Source organism: Micromonospora sp. WMMA1949, assembly GCF_027460145.1.
Taxonomy (GTDB): Bacteria; Actinomycetota; Actinomycetes; order Mycobacteriales; family Micromonosporaceae; genus Micromonospora.
The window spans coordinates 2,522,096-2,537,925 of record NZ_JAPZBG010000001.1 but is presented as its reverse complement, the minus strand read 5'-3'; the positions used below and the strand labels follow the sequence as shown (position 1 = coordinate 2,537,925).

Annotated in this window: 14 protein-coding genes; 6 read left to right on the top strand and 8 right to left on the bottom strand. The window is 72.8% G+C overall.

The genetic code is table 11. From position 1 onward, the window contains the following. Window positions 1-29 precede the first annotated feature (29 nt). The 4 genes from O7607_RS11960 to pdhA all read right to left on the bottom strand — a co-directional run bounded on the left by O7607_RS11960 (window position 30) and on the right by pdhA (window position 4,035). Window positions 30-167 (bottom strand): hypothetical protein, encoded by a 138-nt coding sequence (locus O7607_RS11960; protein WP_013283356.1) that lies wholly within the window; start codon window positions 165-167, stop codon window positions 30-32. Window positions 168-392: 225 nt separating this feature from the next. After that, window positions 393-1,862 carry a dihydrolipoamide acetyltransferase family protein gene (locus tag O7607_RS11955; RefSeq protein WP_269706952.1) on the bottom strand — a complete coding sequence of 490 codons (1,470 nt, stop codon included), beginning with the start codon at window positions 1,860-1,862 and terminating at the stop codon, window positions 393-395. A 5-nt stretch (window positions 1,863-1,867) separates the two neighbouring features. Next, window positions 1,868-2,857: an alpha-ketoacid dehydrogenase subunit beta gene (locus tag O7607_RS11950; RefSeq protein ID WP_128138856.1), complete on the bottom strand. Its 990-nt coding sequence runs from the start codon at window positions 2,855-2,857 to the stop codon at window positions 1,868-1,870. After that, window positions 2,857-4,035 carry a pyruvate dehydrogenase (acetyl-transferring) E1 component subunit alpha gene (gene pdhA, locus O7607_RS11945; protein ID WP_269703157.1) on the bottom strand — a complete coding sequence of 393 codons (1,179 nt, stop codon included), beginning with the start codon at window positions 4,033-4,035 and terminating at the stop codon, window positions 2,857-2,859. The genes O7607_RS11950 and pdhA overlap by 1 nt, the downstream gene beginning before the upstream one ends. Before the next feature lie 486 nt (window positions 4,036-4,521). Between pdhA and O7607_RS11940 the strand changes: the two genes are divergently transcribed. Continuing rightward, window positions 4,522-5,286, top strand: coding sequence for a hypothetical protein (locus O7607_RS11940; RefSeq protein WP_269703155.1), 765 nt, complete (start codon window positions 4,522-4,524; stop codon window positions 5,284-5,286). Window positions 5,287-5,375: 89 nt separating this feature from the next. Here the strand turns inward: O7607_RS11940 and O7607_RS11935 are convergent, their stop codons facing one another. The 3 genes from O7607_RS11935 to O7607_RS11925 form a co-directional block, all read right to left on the bottom strand. Next, window positions 5,376-6,602: a hypothetical protein gene (locus tag O7607_RS11935; RefSeq protein WP_269703153.1), complete on the bottom strand. Its 1,227-nt coding sequence runs from the start codon at window positions 6,600-6,602 to the stop codon at window positions 5,376-5,378. 51 nt (window positions 6,603-6,653) lie between these two features. Beyond that, window positions 6,654-8,312 carry a GTPase gene (locus O7607_RS11930; protein WP_269706951.1) on the bottom strand — a complete coding sequence of 553 codons (1,659 nt, stop codon included), beginning with the start codon at window positions 8,310-8,312 and terminating at the stop codon, window positions 6,654-6,656. A 76-nt stretch (window positions 8,313-8,388) separates the two neighbouring features. Then, window positions 8,389-10,209 (bottom strand): ABC transporter, encoded by a 1,821-nt coding sequence (locus tag O7607_RS11925; protein ID WP_269703152.1) that lies wholly within the window; start codon window positions 10,207-10,209, stop codon window positions 8,389-8,391. A 210-nt stretch (window positions 10,210-10,419) separates the two neighbouring features. On the opposite strand from O7607_RS11925, the gene dnaK reads away from it, so the two are divergent. The 5 genes from dnaK to O7607_RS11900 all read left to right on the top strand — a co-directional run bounded on the left by dnaK (window position 10,420) and on the right by O7607_RS11900 (window position 15,181). Further along, entirely contained in the window at window positions 10,420-12,282 is a 1,863-nt protein-coding gene (gene dnaK / locus O7607_RS11920; RefSeq protein WP_013473404.1) for a molecular chaperone DnaK, read from the top strand. A 48-nt stretch (window positions 12,283-12,330) separates the two neighbouring features. Then, entirely contained in the window at window positions 12,331-13,065 is a 735-nt protein-coding gene (gene grpE, locus O7607_RS11915; protein WP_269703150.1) for a nucleotide exchange factor GrpE, read from the top strand. Between the two features lie 79 nt (window positions 13,066-13,144). Further along, the gene (dnaJ, locus tag O7607_RS11910) at window positions 13,145-14,332 is read left to right on the top strand and encodes a molecular chaperone DnaJ (protein WP_269703148.1); all 1,188 of its coding nucleotides are present in this window, start codon (window positions 13,145-13,147) and stop codon (window positions 14,330-14,332) included. A gap of 24 nt (window positions 14,333-14,356) precedes the next feature. Beyond that, complete coding sequence (locus O7607_RS11905) at window positions 14,357-14,797, top strand: heat shock protein transcriptional repressor HspR (protein ID WP_120572381.1); 441 nt, start codon at window positions 14,357-14,359, stop codon at window positions 14,795-14,797. A 177-nt stretch (window positions 14,798-14,974) separates the two neighbouring features. Then, complete coding sequence (locus O7607_RS11900) at window positions 14,975-15,181, top strand: hypothetical protein (protein ID WP_043327580.1); 207 nt, start codon at window positions 14,975-14,977, stop codon at window positions 15,179-15,181. A gap of 59 nt (window positions 15,182-15,240) precedes the next feature. Here the strand turns inward: O7607_RS11900 and O7607_RS11895 are convergent, their stop codons facing one another. Continuing rightward, the gene (locus O7607_RS11895; protein ID WP_135242700.1) at window positions 15,241-15,669 is read right to left on the bottom strand and encodes a hypothetical protein; all 429 of its coding nucleotides are present in this window, start codon (window positions 15,667-15,669) and stop codon (window positions 15,241-15,243) included. Window positions 15,670-15,830: the final 161 nt, after the last annotated feature.

Genomic DNA, 15,830 nt, shown 5'->3' with positions numbered 1-15,830 from the left:
ACTGGAGGAGGTGAGAAAGGTCTGTGACGTCAGCTCATGTGACGCTGGGCGATGGCGAGAAGCTCCTCGCGGACCGCGGGCGAGTTCGCGGAACGCAGCGCGTGCTCGATGGCGCGGGCGCGGCGGTTGGCGTCGCGGCGGGTGCGGATTCGCTCGATCATGCTCATCTCGGGTCTCTCCTCCTGGCTATTCGGTTGTCAGCCCCTTGATGTCTCTATTTAAGCGCACCGGGCCGCCCATCGCCATCGATTATTAGGTGAGCTGAACCACGTACCTACGGATCGTAGGTCTACGCGCCCCCGGATCCTATGATTCCGTTCCCAAAACGGTCACGGCCGGTGTGCCGGGTGTTCACCCGTGGCACACCGGCCGTGACCGGAGCGATCGGTACGTCAGGTCCAGGCGAGCAGCGCCGCCTCCGGGTCGGCCAGGAACTCACCGATGTCGCGGAGGAACTTCGAGCCCAGCTCGCCGTCGATGATCCGGTGGTCGAAGGACAGGCCCAGCGTGGTCACCAGGCGCGGCTTCACCTTGCCCTTGTGCACCCACGGCTGCTCCCGTACCGCGCCGAAGGCGAGGATCGCCGACTCGCCCGGGGGCAGGATCGGCGTACCGGTGTCGACGCCGAAGACGCCGACGTTGGTGATGGTGAGCGTGCCGCCGGACATGTCCGCCGGGGACGTCTTCCCCGACTTCGCGGTCTGCACCAGATCCGTCATCGCGTCCGCCAGCTCGCGCAGCGAGAGCCGCCCGGCGTCCTTGATGTTCGGCACGATCAGGCCGCGCTCGGTGGCCGCCGCGATGCCGAGGTTGACGTACTCCTTCACCACGATCTCGTCGCCGGCCCAGGTCGAGTTGACCATCGGGTGCCGCTTGACCGCCAGCAGCACCGCCTTGGCGACCAGCAGCAGCGGCGAGACCCGCACGTCCCGCCACTCGCGCCGGTCACGCAGCCGGTCCAGCACCTTCATCGCCCGGGTCACGTCGACGGTCAGGAACTCCGTCACGTGCGGGGCGGTGAACGCCGAGCGGGCCATGTTCTCCGCCGTGAGCTTGCGTACCCCCTTGACCGGGATGCGCTGCTCGCGGTCCGCGCCGAAGCTCGCGGCCGACGCGGCCGGTGCCGCGACCGTCAGCGGCTCGGCCGCCGCCGGGGTCGCGCTCGCCGCCCGCTGTACGTCCTCACGGGTGATCGAGCCGAGCGGACCCGAGCCGGTGAGCGTGGCCAGGTCGATGCCGAGATCCTTCGCCAGCTTGCGGACCGGCGGCTTGGCCAGCACCGGGCCGGAGACCCGGCCGTTGCCGTTCACCGCAGGCGCAGGCGCAGGCGCAGGCGCGGGCGGGGCGGGGACCGGCGCGGGTGCCACCGGGGCGGCCTGAGCCGGTGCCGCGGCCGGCGCGTCACCCTTGCGCGGGCGGCGCTTGGCCGGGGCGTTGCGCGGGCCGTAGCCGACCAGCACGGCGGTACGCCCACCCGGGGCCACACCACCGATCAGGCCCGGCTCGACCATGCCCTCGGCGGGCGCGACCTGGACCGCGGCCAGCGACGCGGCCGACGGGGCCGGCAGGTCCGACGCGGGAGTCGCGGTGGTGGACTCCTCGATCGGGCCGGCGCCCGGGTCGGTGTCGATCGCGATGATCGGCACGCCGACCTCGACGGTGGACCCCTCCGGGTGGAAGATCGCCTGCACCCGTCCGGCCCACTTCGCCGGGATCTCGACCGCCGCCTTGGCGGTCTCCACCTCGACGATCGGCTGGTTCAGCTCGATGTCGTCGCCGACCTTGACCAGCCAGGCAAGGATCTCGCCCTCGGTCAGGCCCTCGCCCAGGTCGGGAAGGTTGAACTCCTTGATCCGGGACATGCCGCTCACCAGCCGAACGTGCGGTCGACGGCGTCGAGCACCCGGTCCAGGTCGGGCAGGTACTCCTCCTCCACCCGGGCGGCCGGGTAGGGGGTGTCGAAGCCGGTCACCCGCAGCACCGGGGACTCCAGGGAGTAGAAGCACTCCTCGGTGATCCGGGCCGCGATCTCCGACCCGAGACCCAGGTTGCCCGGGGCCTCGTGCACGACCACGCAGCGGCCGGTGCGCCGCACCGACTCGTACGCGGCGGTCAGGTCCAGCGGCGAGATCGTCCGCAGGTCGATGACCTCCAGCTCGCGGCCGTCCTCGGCGGCGGCGGTGGCCGCGTCGAGCGCGGTGCGGACCATCGGGCCGTACGCCAGCACCGTCGCGTCGGTGCCGGGCCGCGCGACCCGGGCCGAGTGCAGCGGGTACGCGTCGGCGATCGGCGCCTCCAGGTCCACCGGACCCTTCTCCCAGTAGCGCCGCTTCGGCTCCAGGAACACGATCGGGTCGTCCGAGGCGATCGCCTGCTGGATCATCACGTACGCGTCCTGCGGGTTCGCGCAGCTCACCACCTTCAGACCGGCGGTGTGCGCGAAGTACGCCTCGGGCGACTCGGAGTGGTGCTCGACGGCGCCGATGCCGCCGCCGAACGGGATGCGGATGACCATCGGGATCCGCACCTTGCCCTGCGAGCGGTAGTGCATCTTCGCCACCTGCGACACGATCTGGTCGTACGCGGGGTAGACGAAGCCGTCGAACTGGATCTCGCAGACCGGCCGGAAGCCACGGATGGCCAGGCCGACGGCGGTGCCGATGATGCCGGACTCGGCCAGCGGGGTGTCGATCACGCGCTGGTCGCCGAAGTCCTTCTGGAGGCCGTCGGTGATCCGGAACACGCCGCCGAGCTTGCCGACGTCCTCGCCCATGATGACGACCTTCGGGTCGTTCTCCAGGGCCCGCCGCAGACCGGTGTTGAGTGCCTTGCCGAGGGTGAGCGTCTCCGTGGCCATCAGTGCGCGCTCCCCTCGAAGGACTCCATGTACTGCGTGAACCGGGCCCGCTGCTCGTCCAGTTCGGGAGAGCCGTTGGGGTAGACGTGGTCGAACATGGTCACCGGCTGCGGGTCGGGCATGGCGAGCACGCGCTCGCGCAGGTGCACCGACTCGGTGCGGGCCTGCTCGTCGACAGCGGTGAAGAACGACTCGTCGGCGATCTTCTGCTTGGTCAGGAACGCCTTCATCCGGGCGATCGGGTCCTTGGCCTGCCACGCCTCGACCTCGCTGGCGATGCGGTAGCGGGTCGGGTCGTCGGAGGTGGTGTGCGCGCCCATCCGGTAGGTGTACGCCTCGATCAGGCTCGGGCCCTGGCCGTTGCGCGCGTTGTCCAGCGCGTGCCGGGTCACCGCGTACGACGCGAGCACGTCGTTGCCGTCCACCCGGACACCCGGGAAGCCGAACCCGCCGGCCCGCCGGTACAGCGGCACGCGGGTCTGCCGCTCCAGCGGCTCGGAGATGGCGTACTGGTTGTTCTGGCAGAAGAACACCAGCGGGGCGTTGAAGACGCTGGCCCAGACGAACGACTCGTTGACGTCGCCCTGGCTGGTGGCGCCGTCGCCGAAGTAGGCGATGACCGCCTCGCCGTCCTCGCCGCCGGTCTTGCCGTCCATGGCGACACCCATGGCGTACCCGGTCGCGTGCAGGGTCTGCGCCCCGATGACGATCGTGTACATGTTGAACTTGAACTCGTTCGGGTCCCAGCCGCCCTGGTCGACGCCGCGGAACAGGCCCAGCGGCATGATCGGGTCGATGCCGCGGCAGTAGAGCACGCCGTGCTCGCGGTAGGTCGGGAAGGCCATGTCCTGCATACGCAGCGCCCGGCCGGAGCCGACCTGCGCGGCCTCCTGGCCCAGCAGGCTCGCCCACAGTCCCAGTTCACCCTGGCGCTGCAGGGCGGTGGCCTCGGCGTCCAGCTTGCGGACCAGGACGAGGTCGCGGTAGAGCCCGCGGTACTCCTCGTCGGTGAAGTCGACGCGGTACTCGGTCCCGTCCGGGCCGAGCGCGCTCTCGATCCGCTCACCCTCGGGGGTGAGCAGCTGTACGAGTTCCGCTTCACCGGTCGCGGCGGCGCGTCTGGTACGGGGTGCGGCCCGCTTACTGCGGGTGGCGGCCCCGGGGTCGCCCTTTGCCATCCGTCTCTCCCTGTCTGTCTGCGCCGGCGCCGGGGGTTACCCGAGCCGCGCACCTCGTGCGCCCGCCCGGCTGGTGCCGGGTCGGTCCCTGGCGACCGCGCCTGACCCCGGTAGGGGTTGCCGCGCGGCGTGAGCCGGAGTCCGTCGGGACAGACCCAGGCCCGGGAGCGCCGGCACCGTTCCGCACCAGCCGCGGGGTACGCGGAAGTGGCGGCTGCGTTGCCGTCGTGTCTGAATGATGGCAGAGGAGGTGAGCGGGCCCACAGTATGGCCTCCCTCGCCGGTGAGGTTCCATCGGGTTCATGACGGATAAGCGCTTTTGTCCCCAGTGGCGGGAGCGGTCGACGCACAAAATGTGTGTCGACACGCGGTTGCGACTGGTGAACTGAGCGTCACTGGGTCAAGCTTGCGATGAGCCACGGCGCGGCATTTGTCCTGATATTCGCGCGTGCTCTCCCGTCCCGTCCGTGCGTGAGGAGTGTGCCGGTGTCCGAACCAGAGGGTCCGCCCGGTACGCCCTTCCTCGGCCGCCACCGGGCCCTGCCCGCCTCCCCGTACCGCCGGGTCGTGGGTGCCCACCGCGCCCCCGGAACGGGCGGTCCCAGCCGCGGCTACCTGCTCACCGTGGCGCTGCTCGCCGGCACCGCCTCCATGCCGATCCTCGCCGCGATCAGCACCGGATCCGCCACCGTCGGCAACAGCGCCCTCCCCGACACCAGCACCCCGTTCCTGCCGACCCCCTCGGTCGGTCCGGTGGTCATCCCGATGCCCCAGGGCACCCAGGCCCCGGTGCCGTCCACGCCCACGCCCGCCGTCGACGTGACCTCGGTGCCCCCGGCGCGGCCGGTGCTCCCGGCGGCACCGGCCCTGCCCGACGACAGCGACCTCGGCTCCCGGCACCGGTCCCGCCCGGTCGCCGCGCCCCCGCCGCCGGCCGCGCCGGTCCGGCCCACCCCGGTCCGCCCGCCCCGCCCGTCGCCGGTGCCCTCACCGTCGCCGTCACACTCGCCGTCCGATCCGGCCACGCCGACGCCCGAGCCGAGCCCGAGCCCCGAGCCGTCGGTCACGACGGCCGAGCCGACGCCCACCTCCGAGCCCTCGTCGGAACCGACGTCCGAGCCCTCCGGCCCATCGGGTACGTCCGGTCCTGTCGATCCGTCGGGCCCCGCCGATCCGCCGGGTACCGCCGGACCGTCCGCCACCTCTGTTCCGTCCGGCCCGGTTCGCCCGTCGGTGTCCCACACCTCATGATCGACACCACTTCGCCGTAGTGGTGCGGTCCCGCCCGGCCCGATGCAGCCACCTCGCCGAGATGGTGCCGATCATGCGGGCGTGAATGCCTAGGCCGGGTCGTCGGTCAGGCGGTGGCGGTTCGCCTCGATCCAGGCGTTCAGCGCCTCCGGGTCGTCCGGGTCCACCCCGTCCGCCATGAGCTGGGCCACCGCCGCGGTGGCGGGGCTGCGCCGCTCGCCGGTGCTGTAGAGCCGAGCGAACTCCGGGACCATCTCGGTGATCGCCTCGTCCGTCCGGGCGGCGGCCGACTGCGAAAGCCCGCGCTGCCGGGCCGCGTACGCCGCCCAGGCGCGCAGCACCCGGGGCAGCATCGCCGCGTCGTCCATGTCCAGCACGGCACGGCGGTGCACCCAGTCGAGCAGGAACAGCTCGGCCACCATCGGGCTCCACCGCATCGGGTCGGCGTCCGGGAAGCTGGCCGCGTGGTCGAGCAGCAGGCCGAGGCAGAAGTGCAGCGAGGCCAGCTCGCCGTCGGCCACCTCGGGCAGGCCGAAGCGGGCCGCCTCCGGCGAGTCGAGGAACGCGCGGACCAGGCGGGTGCGCTCCTCGTCTGTCGGCGCCGGCATCACGGCCGGACCGGCCGGCGGTGTCGGCCCCGGGAGTGCGGCCAGCCGCGCGCCCACGAGCGCCCGGTCGGTGGCGAGCGAGCCCTGCGCGGGCAGTTCGGCCAGGTCGTCGGTGACCGCCAGGTGACGGCTCACCTCGGCGTGCATCCGGGCCGGGTCCTCGGTGCGGAACCAGGTGAACTCGTCCTCGGTGCAGATCTCCCGGGCCTGCTCGACGATCCGCCCGGCCGGGCCGCCGACGAAGACGTCCTTGGTGATGCCGATGTTGTGGTCGACCAAGGCCACCAGCGCGTGCTCCGGGCCGCCCTCCTCCTCGTCGTCGTACGCGAACGTGGCGAGGTAGGAGGTCTGGTCGCCGTACACGTCGCCGTAGGCCCAGGCGCCGGTGACGCGCACCCGGCCCAGCTGACCGGCCCACGACGGGGCGTACGCGCCGGGACGGACCCGGGCGGCGCCCTCGGCGTCGGGCACCAGGGCGGCGAAGACGGCCCGCAGGGTGGTCGCGGCGGCGCTGCGGCGCCGGGACGTGGCGGCGAGGAAACCGGTGACGAAGTCGCGGACGGCCTGCTCCCGGTCGTGCTCCGCGACGGCGTAGACGCTGCCCAGCAACGCGGCGCCGAGCATCTCCGCGTCCAGGGCCGAGTCGAGCCTCGTCACGTCGCGCGCGGCGTGCAGCACCGCGTCGTAGGGGGTCTGTGGCGTGGCCATGTATCGACCCTACGCCGCACCGGCCGCCCCCACACCGGTCAGCACGCCGGTCTAGCGCCGTCCCGCCTCGCGCAGCGCGTCCCGGGCCGTGCCGTAGCGCGTCAGCACCGCCCAGACCGGGTCCAGCACGTACTTCTCGGAGACGCTGCCCACCGACGTGAGCAGGCGTTGCTCGGCCCGCGCCCGGGCCCGCCGGGCCGCCCACCCGACCACCGGCCGGGTCAGCGCCGCGATCAGCAGCCCGGCCAGCAGGCCGCCGAGCAGCAGGACGGTGGGCCAGGGCACCACACCGAGCGTCGGGTGCTCCAGCGGCGGCAGGCCGAGCAGGCGCACCGCGTACCCGATGATCAGCCAGACCAGGCCGGCCAGCGCGGCGAGGGTGACCACCCACTGCAGCGCGCCGACCACCCGCCACCAGGCGGGCCGGCGGTCCATGCCCAGGTCGGTCGCGGCGACCGCGTGGTCGAGCGCGCCCGGCAGGTCGGCCTGCCGGCCCCGGGCCGCGGAGGTCACCGCGGCGGGCCACGGCGTGGGCAGACCGCCACCGGCCCGCTCGGCCACCGCGCGGATCGCCAGCGTGACCGCCGAGCGCTGCGCGGCCGTCGGATCGGGTACGGAGGTGGCCGCGACCAGGCTCTCCGCCGGCGCGTCCGGATCCCGCCCGGACAGGTGCAGCCGGCGCAGCGGATCCGGCCGCAGCTTGCGCCAGCTCCGCAGCAGCGGCCAGCCGGTGTTGCCGACCGCCCGGTGCCGGTACGCCCCCTCGACCGCCGCCGCCACCGTCGGCACCCCGGCCGCGCCGGCGAGGGCCCGGGTCAGCTCCTGCGCCGAGGCGTCACCGGGCCGGGTGCGCGGTGGCTCCGGCCCCACGAGCGGTTCGAGATCGGCCACCACGGCGTCCACGTCGCCGGAGAGCCGGCGCAGCGCGGCCTGCCGTTCGGCGACCGTACGCTCCAGTTCGGCCCGCAGCCCGTCCAGCCCGTTCGGGTCCACCGCGACGGTCGGCAGCAGCGGCACCCCGCCCAGCCCGTCGTCATCGAGCAGCCGGCGCAGGTCGTCCAGGACCCTGGGCAGCTCGGTCGGGTGCAGCCGGTCGGCCTGGTTGAGCACCACGACCGTGACGTCCTTGTGCCTGTGGAACTCGCGCAGGTAGCTCGTGTGGATCACGCGGTCGGCGTACTTCTGCGGGTCGACCACCCAGACCACCAGGTCGACCAGGCCGAGCAGGCGGTCCACCTCCAGCCGGTGGCCGTGCTGCACCGAGTCGAAGTCGGGCAGGTCGAGCAGGACCAGGCCGTGCAGGTTCGACTCGTCGTCGGCGTCCAGCGGGCTCTCCCGGACGAACCGGTGCCGGGGCAGCACCCCGATCCAGTCGAGCAGCCGGACCGCGCCGTCCAGCGGGCCCCACACGCAGGCGTGCGCGACACCCGTGGTGGGGCGGCGTACGCCCACCGGGGAGAGGTCGAGCCGCGCCAGCGAGTTGAACAGGCTCGACTTGCCGCTGCCCGTCGCACCGGCGAGCGCGACCACCGTGTGTCGGCCGGAGAGCGCGAGCCGGTCACCGGCGCGCTCGACCACCGTGTGCGCGGCGACCAGTTGAGCGTCGGGCACGTCGCCGTCCACCGCGGCCAGGAACCGCTGGATCGCCTGGAGGCGCTCGATCAGCACGTCCGGGTCGACCCGCTGCTCGCCGCGCAGCGCGTCACGCATCCGTCCGACGACGTTGCTCACTGTGTCATCCTCGTTCGCGCCTGCGGGGCTCGCAGGATCGGCTCACTCCTCGCGCTCACAGGCGACCGTCCTGCTCGGTGTTCGTCGGGAACAGACCGCTGCGGTGCCGGGCCCGCTCGACCTCGACGGCGGACCAGCGCAGCGCCGCACCGGCGTTCGCGGCCGGGCGTTCGGCCTCGGTGCGGCTCAGGAAGCGCTCGGCCTCCTCGGCCAGCAGCTTGCCCACCCGGTCGAGCAGGTCGACGCGGGCCTTGCGGGCCAGGTTGCGGACCGCCTGGTCGCCGAAGATCGCCTGGAGCACCGTCTGCCCGGCGACCGCCGTGCCGGTGCCCGCGGCGACCTCCAGCCCGGTGGGGATGAACGCGGTGGAGGCGAACACGCCGATCATGACGGCGAGGCCGGTGGCGTTCACCGCGTACGCGGCGGTGCGCGCCACGAACCGCCGGTCGCCGCCCTCGACCCGGACCAGCTCCAGCACGCCGCGCTGCCAGTCGCGGACCAGCTGCTCGGCCCGCTCCGGCAGGTCGGCCGAGGGGTGCGCCAGGTCCGGCTCCAGCAGCGCCGCGCCCGCCGGGTGCGCCTTCCAGCCGGTGTACGCGTTCTCCGCCGCCTCGGCCGCCACCCCGCGCAGCAGCGTGACGAGCTGGGACTCGATCGCGGTACGCAGTTCCGCGGCGGGAGCGGGCCGCCCGGTGACCGCCGCGACCACCCGGTCGCGCAGCCGCCCGATGCGGGCCTCCAGCCCGCGGAAGAAGTCGCCGGTGCCGATGAACTCCTGCCAGCGCGCCAGCACCTCACCGCGCAGCAGCCGGCCGTCCTTGAGCCCCTGGTCGACGCTGCGCTCCGCGCTGCGGTACGCGGCCTGGACCCGCTCGTCCAGCGCGTCGGCGGCGGTGACCTGCTCGTCGGCGGCCTCGGCCAGCGCCTCCACCACCGGGTGCAGCGCGGCCAGCGCGCCGTCGAGCGTCTGCCGGACCACCGCGGCGCGGGCCTCGGCGTCGGCGGCGAGCCGGGAGAACCAGTCGCTGAGCGGTGCGGTGATCCGGTCCGGCAGCAGCCCCTGCCCGTCCACCCAGGTCTCCGGCAGCACGAACAGCGGCGCGGCACCCAGCTCCTGCTCGGCGAGCATCTCGGACAGGTGGGCGGCGACCTCGTCGGCTGCCTCCGGGGGGACCCGGTCCAGCACCATCGCCACGGCGGTGCCCCGGGCGCGGGCGCTGCGCAGCAGCTCCCAGGGGACGGCGTCGGCGTACCGGGCGGCGGTGGTGACGAACAGCCAGAGGTCGGCGGCGGCGAGCAGCTGACCGGCGAGCGCCCGGTTGGCGTCGACCACAGAGTCGATGTCCGGCGCGTCGAGGAAGGCCAGGCCGGGCGGCAGTGCCGGTGCGGTGACCAGGTGCAGGGTGCCCGGCTGCTCGCTGGGCTCGGTGGTCCGGGTCAGGCCGGGCAGCAGGTCGCCCTGCCGGAACCAGGCCGCGTCGGTCGGGCTGCACACCAGCACCGGGGAGCGGGTGGTGGGGCGGAGCACACCGGCCGCGCTGACCCGCGCCTTGACCAGGCTGTTGACGAGCGTCGACTTGCCGGCGCCGGTGGAGCCGCCGACGACCACCAGGAGCGGGGCGTCGAGCCGGGCCAGCCGGGGCAGCAGGTAGTCGTCGAGCTGGTCGGTGACGCTCGCCGCGGCGTGCCGGGCCGGCTCGGCCGAGGGGAGGGCGAGCGGGAAGCGGGCCGCATCGATCGCCGCCCGCAGTCCGGAGAGCGCGGCGGGCAGGCCGTCGGCGGCGTGAGCAGGCTGGTCGTCGCCGGTGGTGGCTCCGGTGCGGGCTGCGACGGCGGGCGCGCCGGCACGGGTGGCGGAATCGCCATGCGTCGTCACCGCTAAAGCGTGCCCGACCGACGCAAGGTAAGACAACCGGACAGTAGTAACGGTCGGGTTGCGCCGGGTCGGCTCAACCTCGACTTGCGGATCGGCGATCGCGTGGCACTATTGAGTCAAGTTCACTCAACTTATGGTGCGGTCGCTTCCGGGCGACCCGCCGGGCAGGCCGTCTGACCTGCTCACCCGTTACGAAGCGAGGAAGCGAACATGGCACGTGCGGTCGGCATCGACCTCGGCACGACGAACTCCTGCGTCAGCGTTCTCGAGGGCGGTGAGCCCACCGTCATCGCCAACGCCGAGGGCTCGCGTACGACTCCCTCGATCGTCGCGTTCGCCCGCAACGGCGAGGTGCTCGTCGGTGAGGTCGCCAAGCGCCAGGCGGTGACCAACCCCGACCGGACCATCCGGTCGGTCAAGCGTGAGATCGGCACCAACTGGACCGTCGACATCGACGGCAAGAAGTACACCCCGCAGGAGATCTCGGCGCGCACGCTGATGAAGCTCAAGCGGGACGCCGAGGCGTACCTGGGCGAGCAGATCACCGACGCGGTGATCACCGTCCCGGCCTACTTCAACGACGGGCAGCGTCAGGCCACCAAGGAGGCCGGTGAGATCGCCGGCTTCAACGTGCTGCGGATCGTGAACGAGCCGACCGCGGCGGCCCTGGCGTACGGCCTGGACAAGGGCTCCAAGGAGCAGACCGTCCTGGTCTTCGACCTCGGCGGCGGCACCTTCGACGTGTCGCTGCTGGAGCTGGCCGAGGGCGTGGTGGAGGTCAAGTCCACCAGCGGTGACAACCAGCTCGGTGGTGACGACTGGGACCAGCGCATCATCGACCACCTGGTGAAGACGTTCCGCGGCGAGCACGGCATCGACCTCTCGCAGGACAAGATGGCCATGCAGCGGCTCAAGGAGGCCGCCGAGAAGGCCAAGATCGAGCTGTCCGCCGCGACTACCAGCAACATCAACCTGCCGTACATCACCGCCGGTTCGGCCGGCCCGCTGCACCTCGACGTGACGCTCAGCCGCGCCGAGTTCCAGCGCATGACGCAGGACCTGCTGGACCGCTGCAAGGGCCCGTTCGAGCAGGCCGTCAAGGACGCCGGCATCAAGATCTCCGACGTCGACCACGTCATCCTGGTCGGCGGCTCGACCCGGATGCCGGCCGTGACCGACCTGGTCAAGCAGCTCACCGGCCGCGACCCGAACAAGGGCGTCAACCCGGACGAGGTCGTCGCCGTCGGCGCCGCCCTGCAGGCCGGTGTGCTCAAGGGCGAGGTCAAGGACGTCCTGCTGCTCGACGTGACCCCGCTGAGCCTGGGCATCGAGACCAAGGGCGGCATCTTCACCAAGCTCATCGAGCGCAACACCACCATCCCGACCAAGCGCTCCGAGGTGTTCACCACCGCCGACGACAACCAGCCGTCGGTGCTGATCCAGGTGTTCCAGGGCGAGCGGGACATCGCCGCCTACAACAAGAAGCTCGGCACCTTCGAGCTGACCGGTCTCCCGCCGGCCCCGCGCGGCGTGCCCCAGATCGAGGTCACGTTCGACATCGACGCCAACGGCATCGTGAACGTGCACGCCAAGGACCTGGGCACCGGCAAGGAGCAGAAGATGACGATCACCGGCGGCTCCTCGCTGCCGAAGGACGACATCGAGCGGATGCGCCGGGACGCCGAGGAGCACGCCGACGAGGACAAGCGTCGCCGTGAGGAGGCCGAGACCCGCAACGTGGCCGAGGCGCTCCAGTGGCAGACCGAGAAGTTCCTCGCCGAGAGCGGCGACAAGCTGCCCGGCGAGAACCGCGACCAGCTCAACGAGGCGCTCGGCGAGCTGCGCAGCGCCCTCGGCGGGCAGGACATCGAGAAGATCAAGTCCGCGCACGAGAAGCTGGCGCAGGTCTCCCAGCAGGCGGGCTCGCTGCTCTACGCCCAGCAGCAGGAGGGCGAGCAGACCGCCCCGGGCGCTGCCGGGCCGGGTGCCGGTGCCGGTGCGGCCGGTGGCCCGAAGGCCGGTGGCGACGACGACGTGGTCGACGCGGAGATCGTGGACGAGGACAAGAAGTGACATCCGGTCCCGGACACGATTCGCACGGCAGAGGGATGAGGTAACCGCATGACGGACAAGCCACGCGCGGCCGACCCGGGTGCCACCGGGTCGGCGGGCGCCGGCAAGGACGCCGGCGACGAACCCCGGGTCGTCATCCGTGACAAGCGCAAGCTCGGCAAGGTGACCGAGCAGCCCGCGAACGACGCCTCGGCGGCCGACGCGGCCGCCGACGCGCCCGCCGAAGGGCTGGTCGAGGAGGCCGAGGTCGTGGTCGACGAGATCGGCGGCGAGGCCGAGGTCAGCGGTCCGGCCGTGGTCGACGCGCCCGCCGAGCCGAAGGGCGGGACCGGCACGGACGCGCCGCTCGGTGCCGAGCTGGAGTCGCTCCGCACCGACCTGGAGGAGCGCACCCGCGACCTCCAGCGGGTCACGGCGGAGTACGCCAACTACCGCAAGCGGGTCGACCGGGACCGCAACCTGGTGCAGGAGCAGGCCACCGGGGCGGTGCTCACCGCGCTGCTGCCGATCCTCGACGACCTGGACCGGGCGCGCGAGCACGGCGACCTGGTGGGCCCGTTCGGCAGTGTGGCCGAGCAGCTCACCGGCGCGCTGGCCAAGTTCGGCCTGACCGCGTTCGGCGAGACCGGTGACCCGTTCGACCCGACCCGGCACGAGGCGGTGGCACACCAGACCTCCGCCGACGTGACCGAGCCGACCTGCGTACAGGTCATGCGGCGCGGTTACCAGCTCGGCGAGCGGCTGCTGCGGCCCGCCATGGTCGCGGTCGCGGACCCGGAGTAGTGCCGACCCGTGACGTCCCGCCCGCCCGCACCGGGCGGGCGGGACGACCGGGATTCGACCCGTGGAAGGGGGTGGACCGGTGAGTTCCAAGGACTGGATCGAGAAGGACTACTACGCCGCGTTGGGCGTGGACAAGTCCGCCTCCTCGGACGAGATCAAGAAGGCGTACCGCAAGTTGGCCCGGGAGTCGCACCCGGACCACAACCCCGGCGACACCGGTGCCGAGGAGCGGTTCAAGACCGTCTCCGAGGCGTACGCGGTGCTCGGTGACGAGAAGAAGCGCCGCGAGTACGACGAGATGCGCTCGCTGTTCGGCTCCGGTGCCTTCCGGCGCAACGCCCGCGGCGGGGGCCAGCCGGGTGGCATGCCGTTCGACGTCTCCGACCTGTTCGGCGGCGGCGCGGGCGGCGGCGACAGCCGGTTCAGCGGCGGTGGCTTCACCGACCTGTTCAGCTCGATCTTCTCCGGTGGCGGGGGCGCCGGCGGTCCGGCACGTCCGCGTGGCCCGGCCCGCGGGCGGGACGTCGAGACCGAGGTCGCGCTCGACTTCACCGACGCGGTACGTGGCGTCACGCTGCCGCTGACGCTGCGCGCCCCCGGAGTCTGCGACACCTGCCACGGCAACGGCGCGAAGCCCGGCACCCAGCCGGTGGCCTGCCCGGTCTGCCACGGCGCCGGGGTGACCACCCGCAACCAGGGGTCGTTCAGCTTCTCCGAGCCGTGCCGCAACTGCCAGGGCGTCGGCACGATCGTTGAGGAGAAGTGCCCGGAGTGCCACGGCACCGGCGGGGTCACCAAGACCCGCACGCTCAACGTGCGCTTCCCGGCGGGTGTGGCCGACGGGCAGCGGATCCGCCTGGCCGGCCGGGGTGAGCCCGGCGAGCGGGGCGGCCCGGCCGGTGACCTGTTCGTACAGGTGAAGGTCCGCCCGGACGAGCTGTTCGGGCGTACCGGGGACGACCTGACCCTGACCGTCCCGATCACGTACGCCGAGGCGGTTCTCGGCACGGACCTGCGCGTACCGACCCTGGACGGGACGGTGACCCTGCGGGTGCCACCGGGTACGCCCGGTGGGCGGGTGCTGCGCGCCCGCGGCAAGGGCGTCGTACGCAAGGACGGCCGCGCCGGTGACCTGCTGGTCACGCTCGACGTGGTGGTCCCGGCGAAGGTGTCGGACGAGGCGCGGGCGGCGCTGGAGACCTTCGCGGCGCAGACTCCGCCCGCCGCGCGGGAACATCTCGACGCGCGGGTACGTCGATTCAGTTGAGGTCGGCAGCGGAGGTGAGCGGGCATGTCGGAGGAGTACGTCGGCTCGGGTGACCCGGCCTACGAGGCCAAGGTCTTGATGATCTCGGTGGCCGCGCGGATGGCGGGGATGCACCCCCAGACGCTGCGCCAGTACGACCGGCTGGGCCTGGTGCAGGCCGGCCGGGCGTCCGGCGGCGGTCGCCGGTACAGCGTCCGGGACGTGGTGCTGCTCCGCGAGGTGCAGCGCCTCAGCCAGGACGACGGGATCAACCTGGCCGGGGTCAAGCGGATCATCGGGTTGGAGCGGCTGCTCGAAGAGGCGCAGCAGCGGGTGGCCCGGCTGGAGGCGGAACTGGACGCCGCGTACCGGCGGATCGCCGAGCTGGAGTCGCTCGGTGGCTTCCCCCGCGGCGATCTCGTACCCACCAACCGCACGTCCACCGCGCTCGTCGTCTGGCGTCCGCGCCGCGCTCCCGACCGCTGACCTCGTACCGGAAGGCCGGCGCGCCCCGCTCCCCCGGGGCCGCGCCGGCCTTCGTCCTTTCCCGGGCCGGTTCGCGGCCCGGGTCAGGGGAATCCGGGGTACGTCGGGGCACTGTCGATTAGGCTTTTCCGCAGGGGCAAAAGCCTCATAGCGGACTCCGGGCTGGCGGGGGGAGCCATGGCGGAACCGGCGAAGAAGGTGGCCGAGCGCGCGGAGGAACGGCTGGAAAAGGTGGCCGAGAACGTCCGCGAGCGGTTCGACCGGGTCACCGAGGGACGCTTCAGCGACAAGGTCAAGGAAGGGCGCTTCGCCGACCAGACGGACCACGGCGTGGACCGGGCACGGGACGACGAGCGGCGCAAGAAGCAGGGCGGATCGACCTGACGATCCGCCGACGTGCGGGCCGGGATCCACGGGGGATCCCGGCCCGTTCGTCGTTCGTGTCAGAGGCGGCGGTTCTCGCGGACCAGGCCGCCCTCGCACCAGTCCCGGTAGACGAAGAGGTCCGGCCGGGCGAGCAGCACCCGGCTGTTGTGCGCCCAGTTGCGCATCAGGTCGTCGCCGGACTTCTCGGCCTGCTCGACCAGCTTGCGGAACCGGCGCTTGGGGTGGGCGCGGAAGTTCGTCCGGATGCCGTCGGCGGCGTAGATGTAGAGGCAGTGCAGCGCGAACCGCCGCGCCGGGCAGCCCTGGTCCATCGCCAGGTCGAACAGCGTCTGCACCAGGTGGTCACCGGCGACGAGCAGATCCCAGTCGGGCGGCATCGAGGTCAGCGGCACCGAATCCGGCTGATACGCCCACGAGCGGAGCTCGGCGGGCGAGGGATCGACCGGGTTGGCGAAGCCGCGGAACGTCTCTTCCTGCACGCTCACCGGCCGACCTTCCGCTTGCGCTGGCGGGGGCGCAGACCACCCGCGGACCCTGGCTGCTGGGCCGAAACGTTAACGCGGTTGGGCGGAGCAGTGGTAGACCTTCCCGGGATCAATTTGACAACGCCGGGCCGGATCTGCCGTCGGCTGATCCGGCCCCGCGC

What these genes read in the sequence shown, in the direction of transcription:
- pdhA (WP_269703157.1), bottom strand. Translation starts at nt 4,035, where the DNA reads ATGGCAAAGGGCGACCCCGGGGCCGCCACCCGCAGTAAGCGGGCCGCA.
- dnaK (WP_013473404.1), top strand. Translation starts at nt 10,420, where the DNA reads ATGGCACGTGCGGTCGGCATCGACCTCGGCACGACGAACTCCTGCGTC.
- O7607_RS11935 (WP_269703153.1), bottom strand. Translation starts at nt 6,602, where the DNA reads ATGGCCACGCCACAGACCCCCTACGACGCGGTGCTGCACGCCGCGCGC.
- O7607_RS11900 (WP_043327580.1), top strand. Translation starts at nt 14,975, where the DNA reads ATGGCGGAACCGGCGAAGAAGGTGGCCGAGCGCGCGGAGGAACGGCTG.
- O7607_RS11950 (WP_128138856.1), bottom strand. Translation starts at nt 2,857, where the DNA reads ATGGCCACGGAGACGCTCACCCTCGGCAAGGCACTCAACACCGGTCTG.
- O7607_RS11930 (WP_269706951.1), bottom strand. Translation starts at nt 8,312, where the DNA reads ATGCGTGACGCGCTGCGCGGCGAGCAGCGGGTCGACCCGGACGTGCTG.
- grpE (WP_269703150.1), top strand. Translation starts at nt 12,331, where the DNA reads ATGACGGACAAGCCACGCGCGGCCGACCCGGGTGCCACCGGGTCGGCG.
- O7607_RS11955 (WP_269706952.1), bottom strand. Translation starts at nt 1,862, where the DNA reads ATGTCCCGGATCAAGGAGTTCAACCTTCCCGACCTGGGCGAGGGCCTG.
- O7607_RS11905 (WP_120572381.1), top strand. Translation starts at nt 14,357, where the DNA reads ATGTCGGAGGAGTACGTCGGCTCGGGTGACCCGGCCTACGAGGCCAAG.
- O7607_RS11960 (WP_013283356.1), bottom strand. Translation starts at nt 167, where the DNA reads ATGAGCATGATCGAGCGAATCCGCACCCGCCGCGACGCCAACCGCCGC.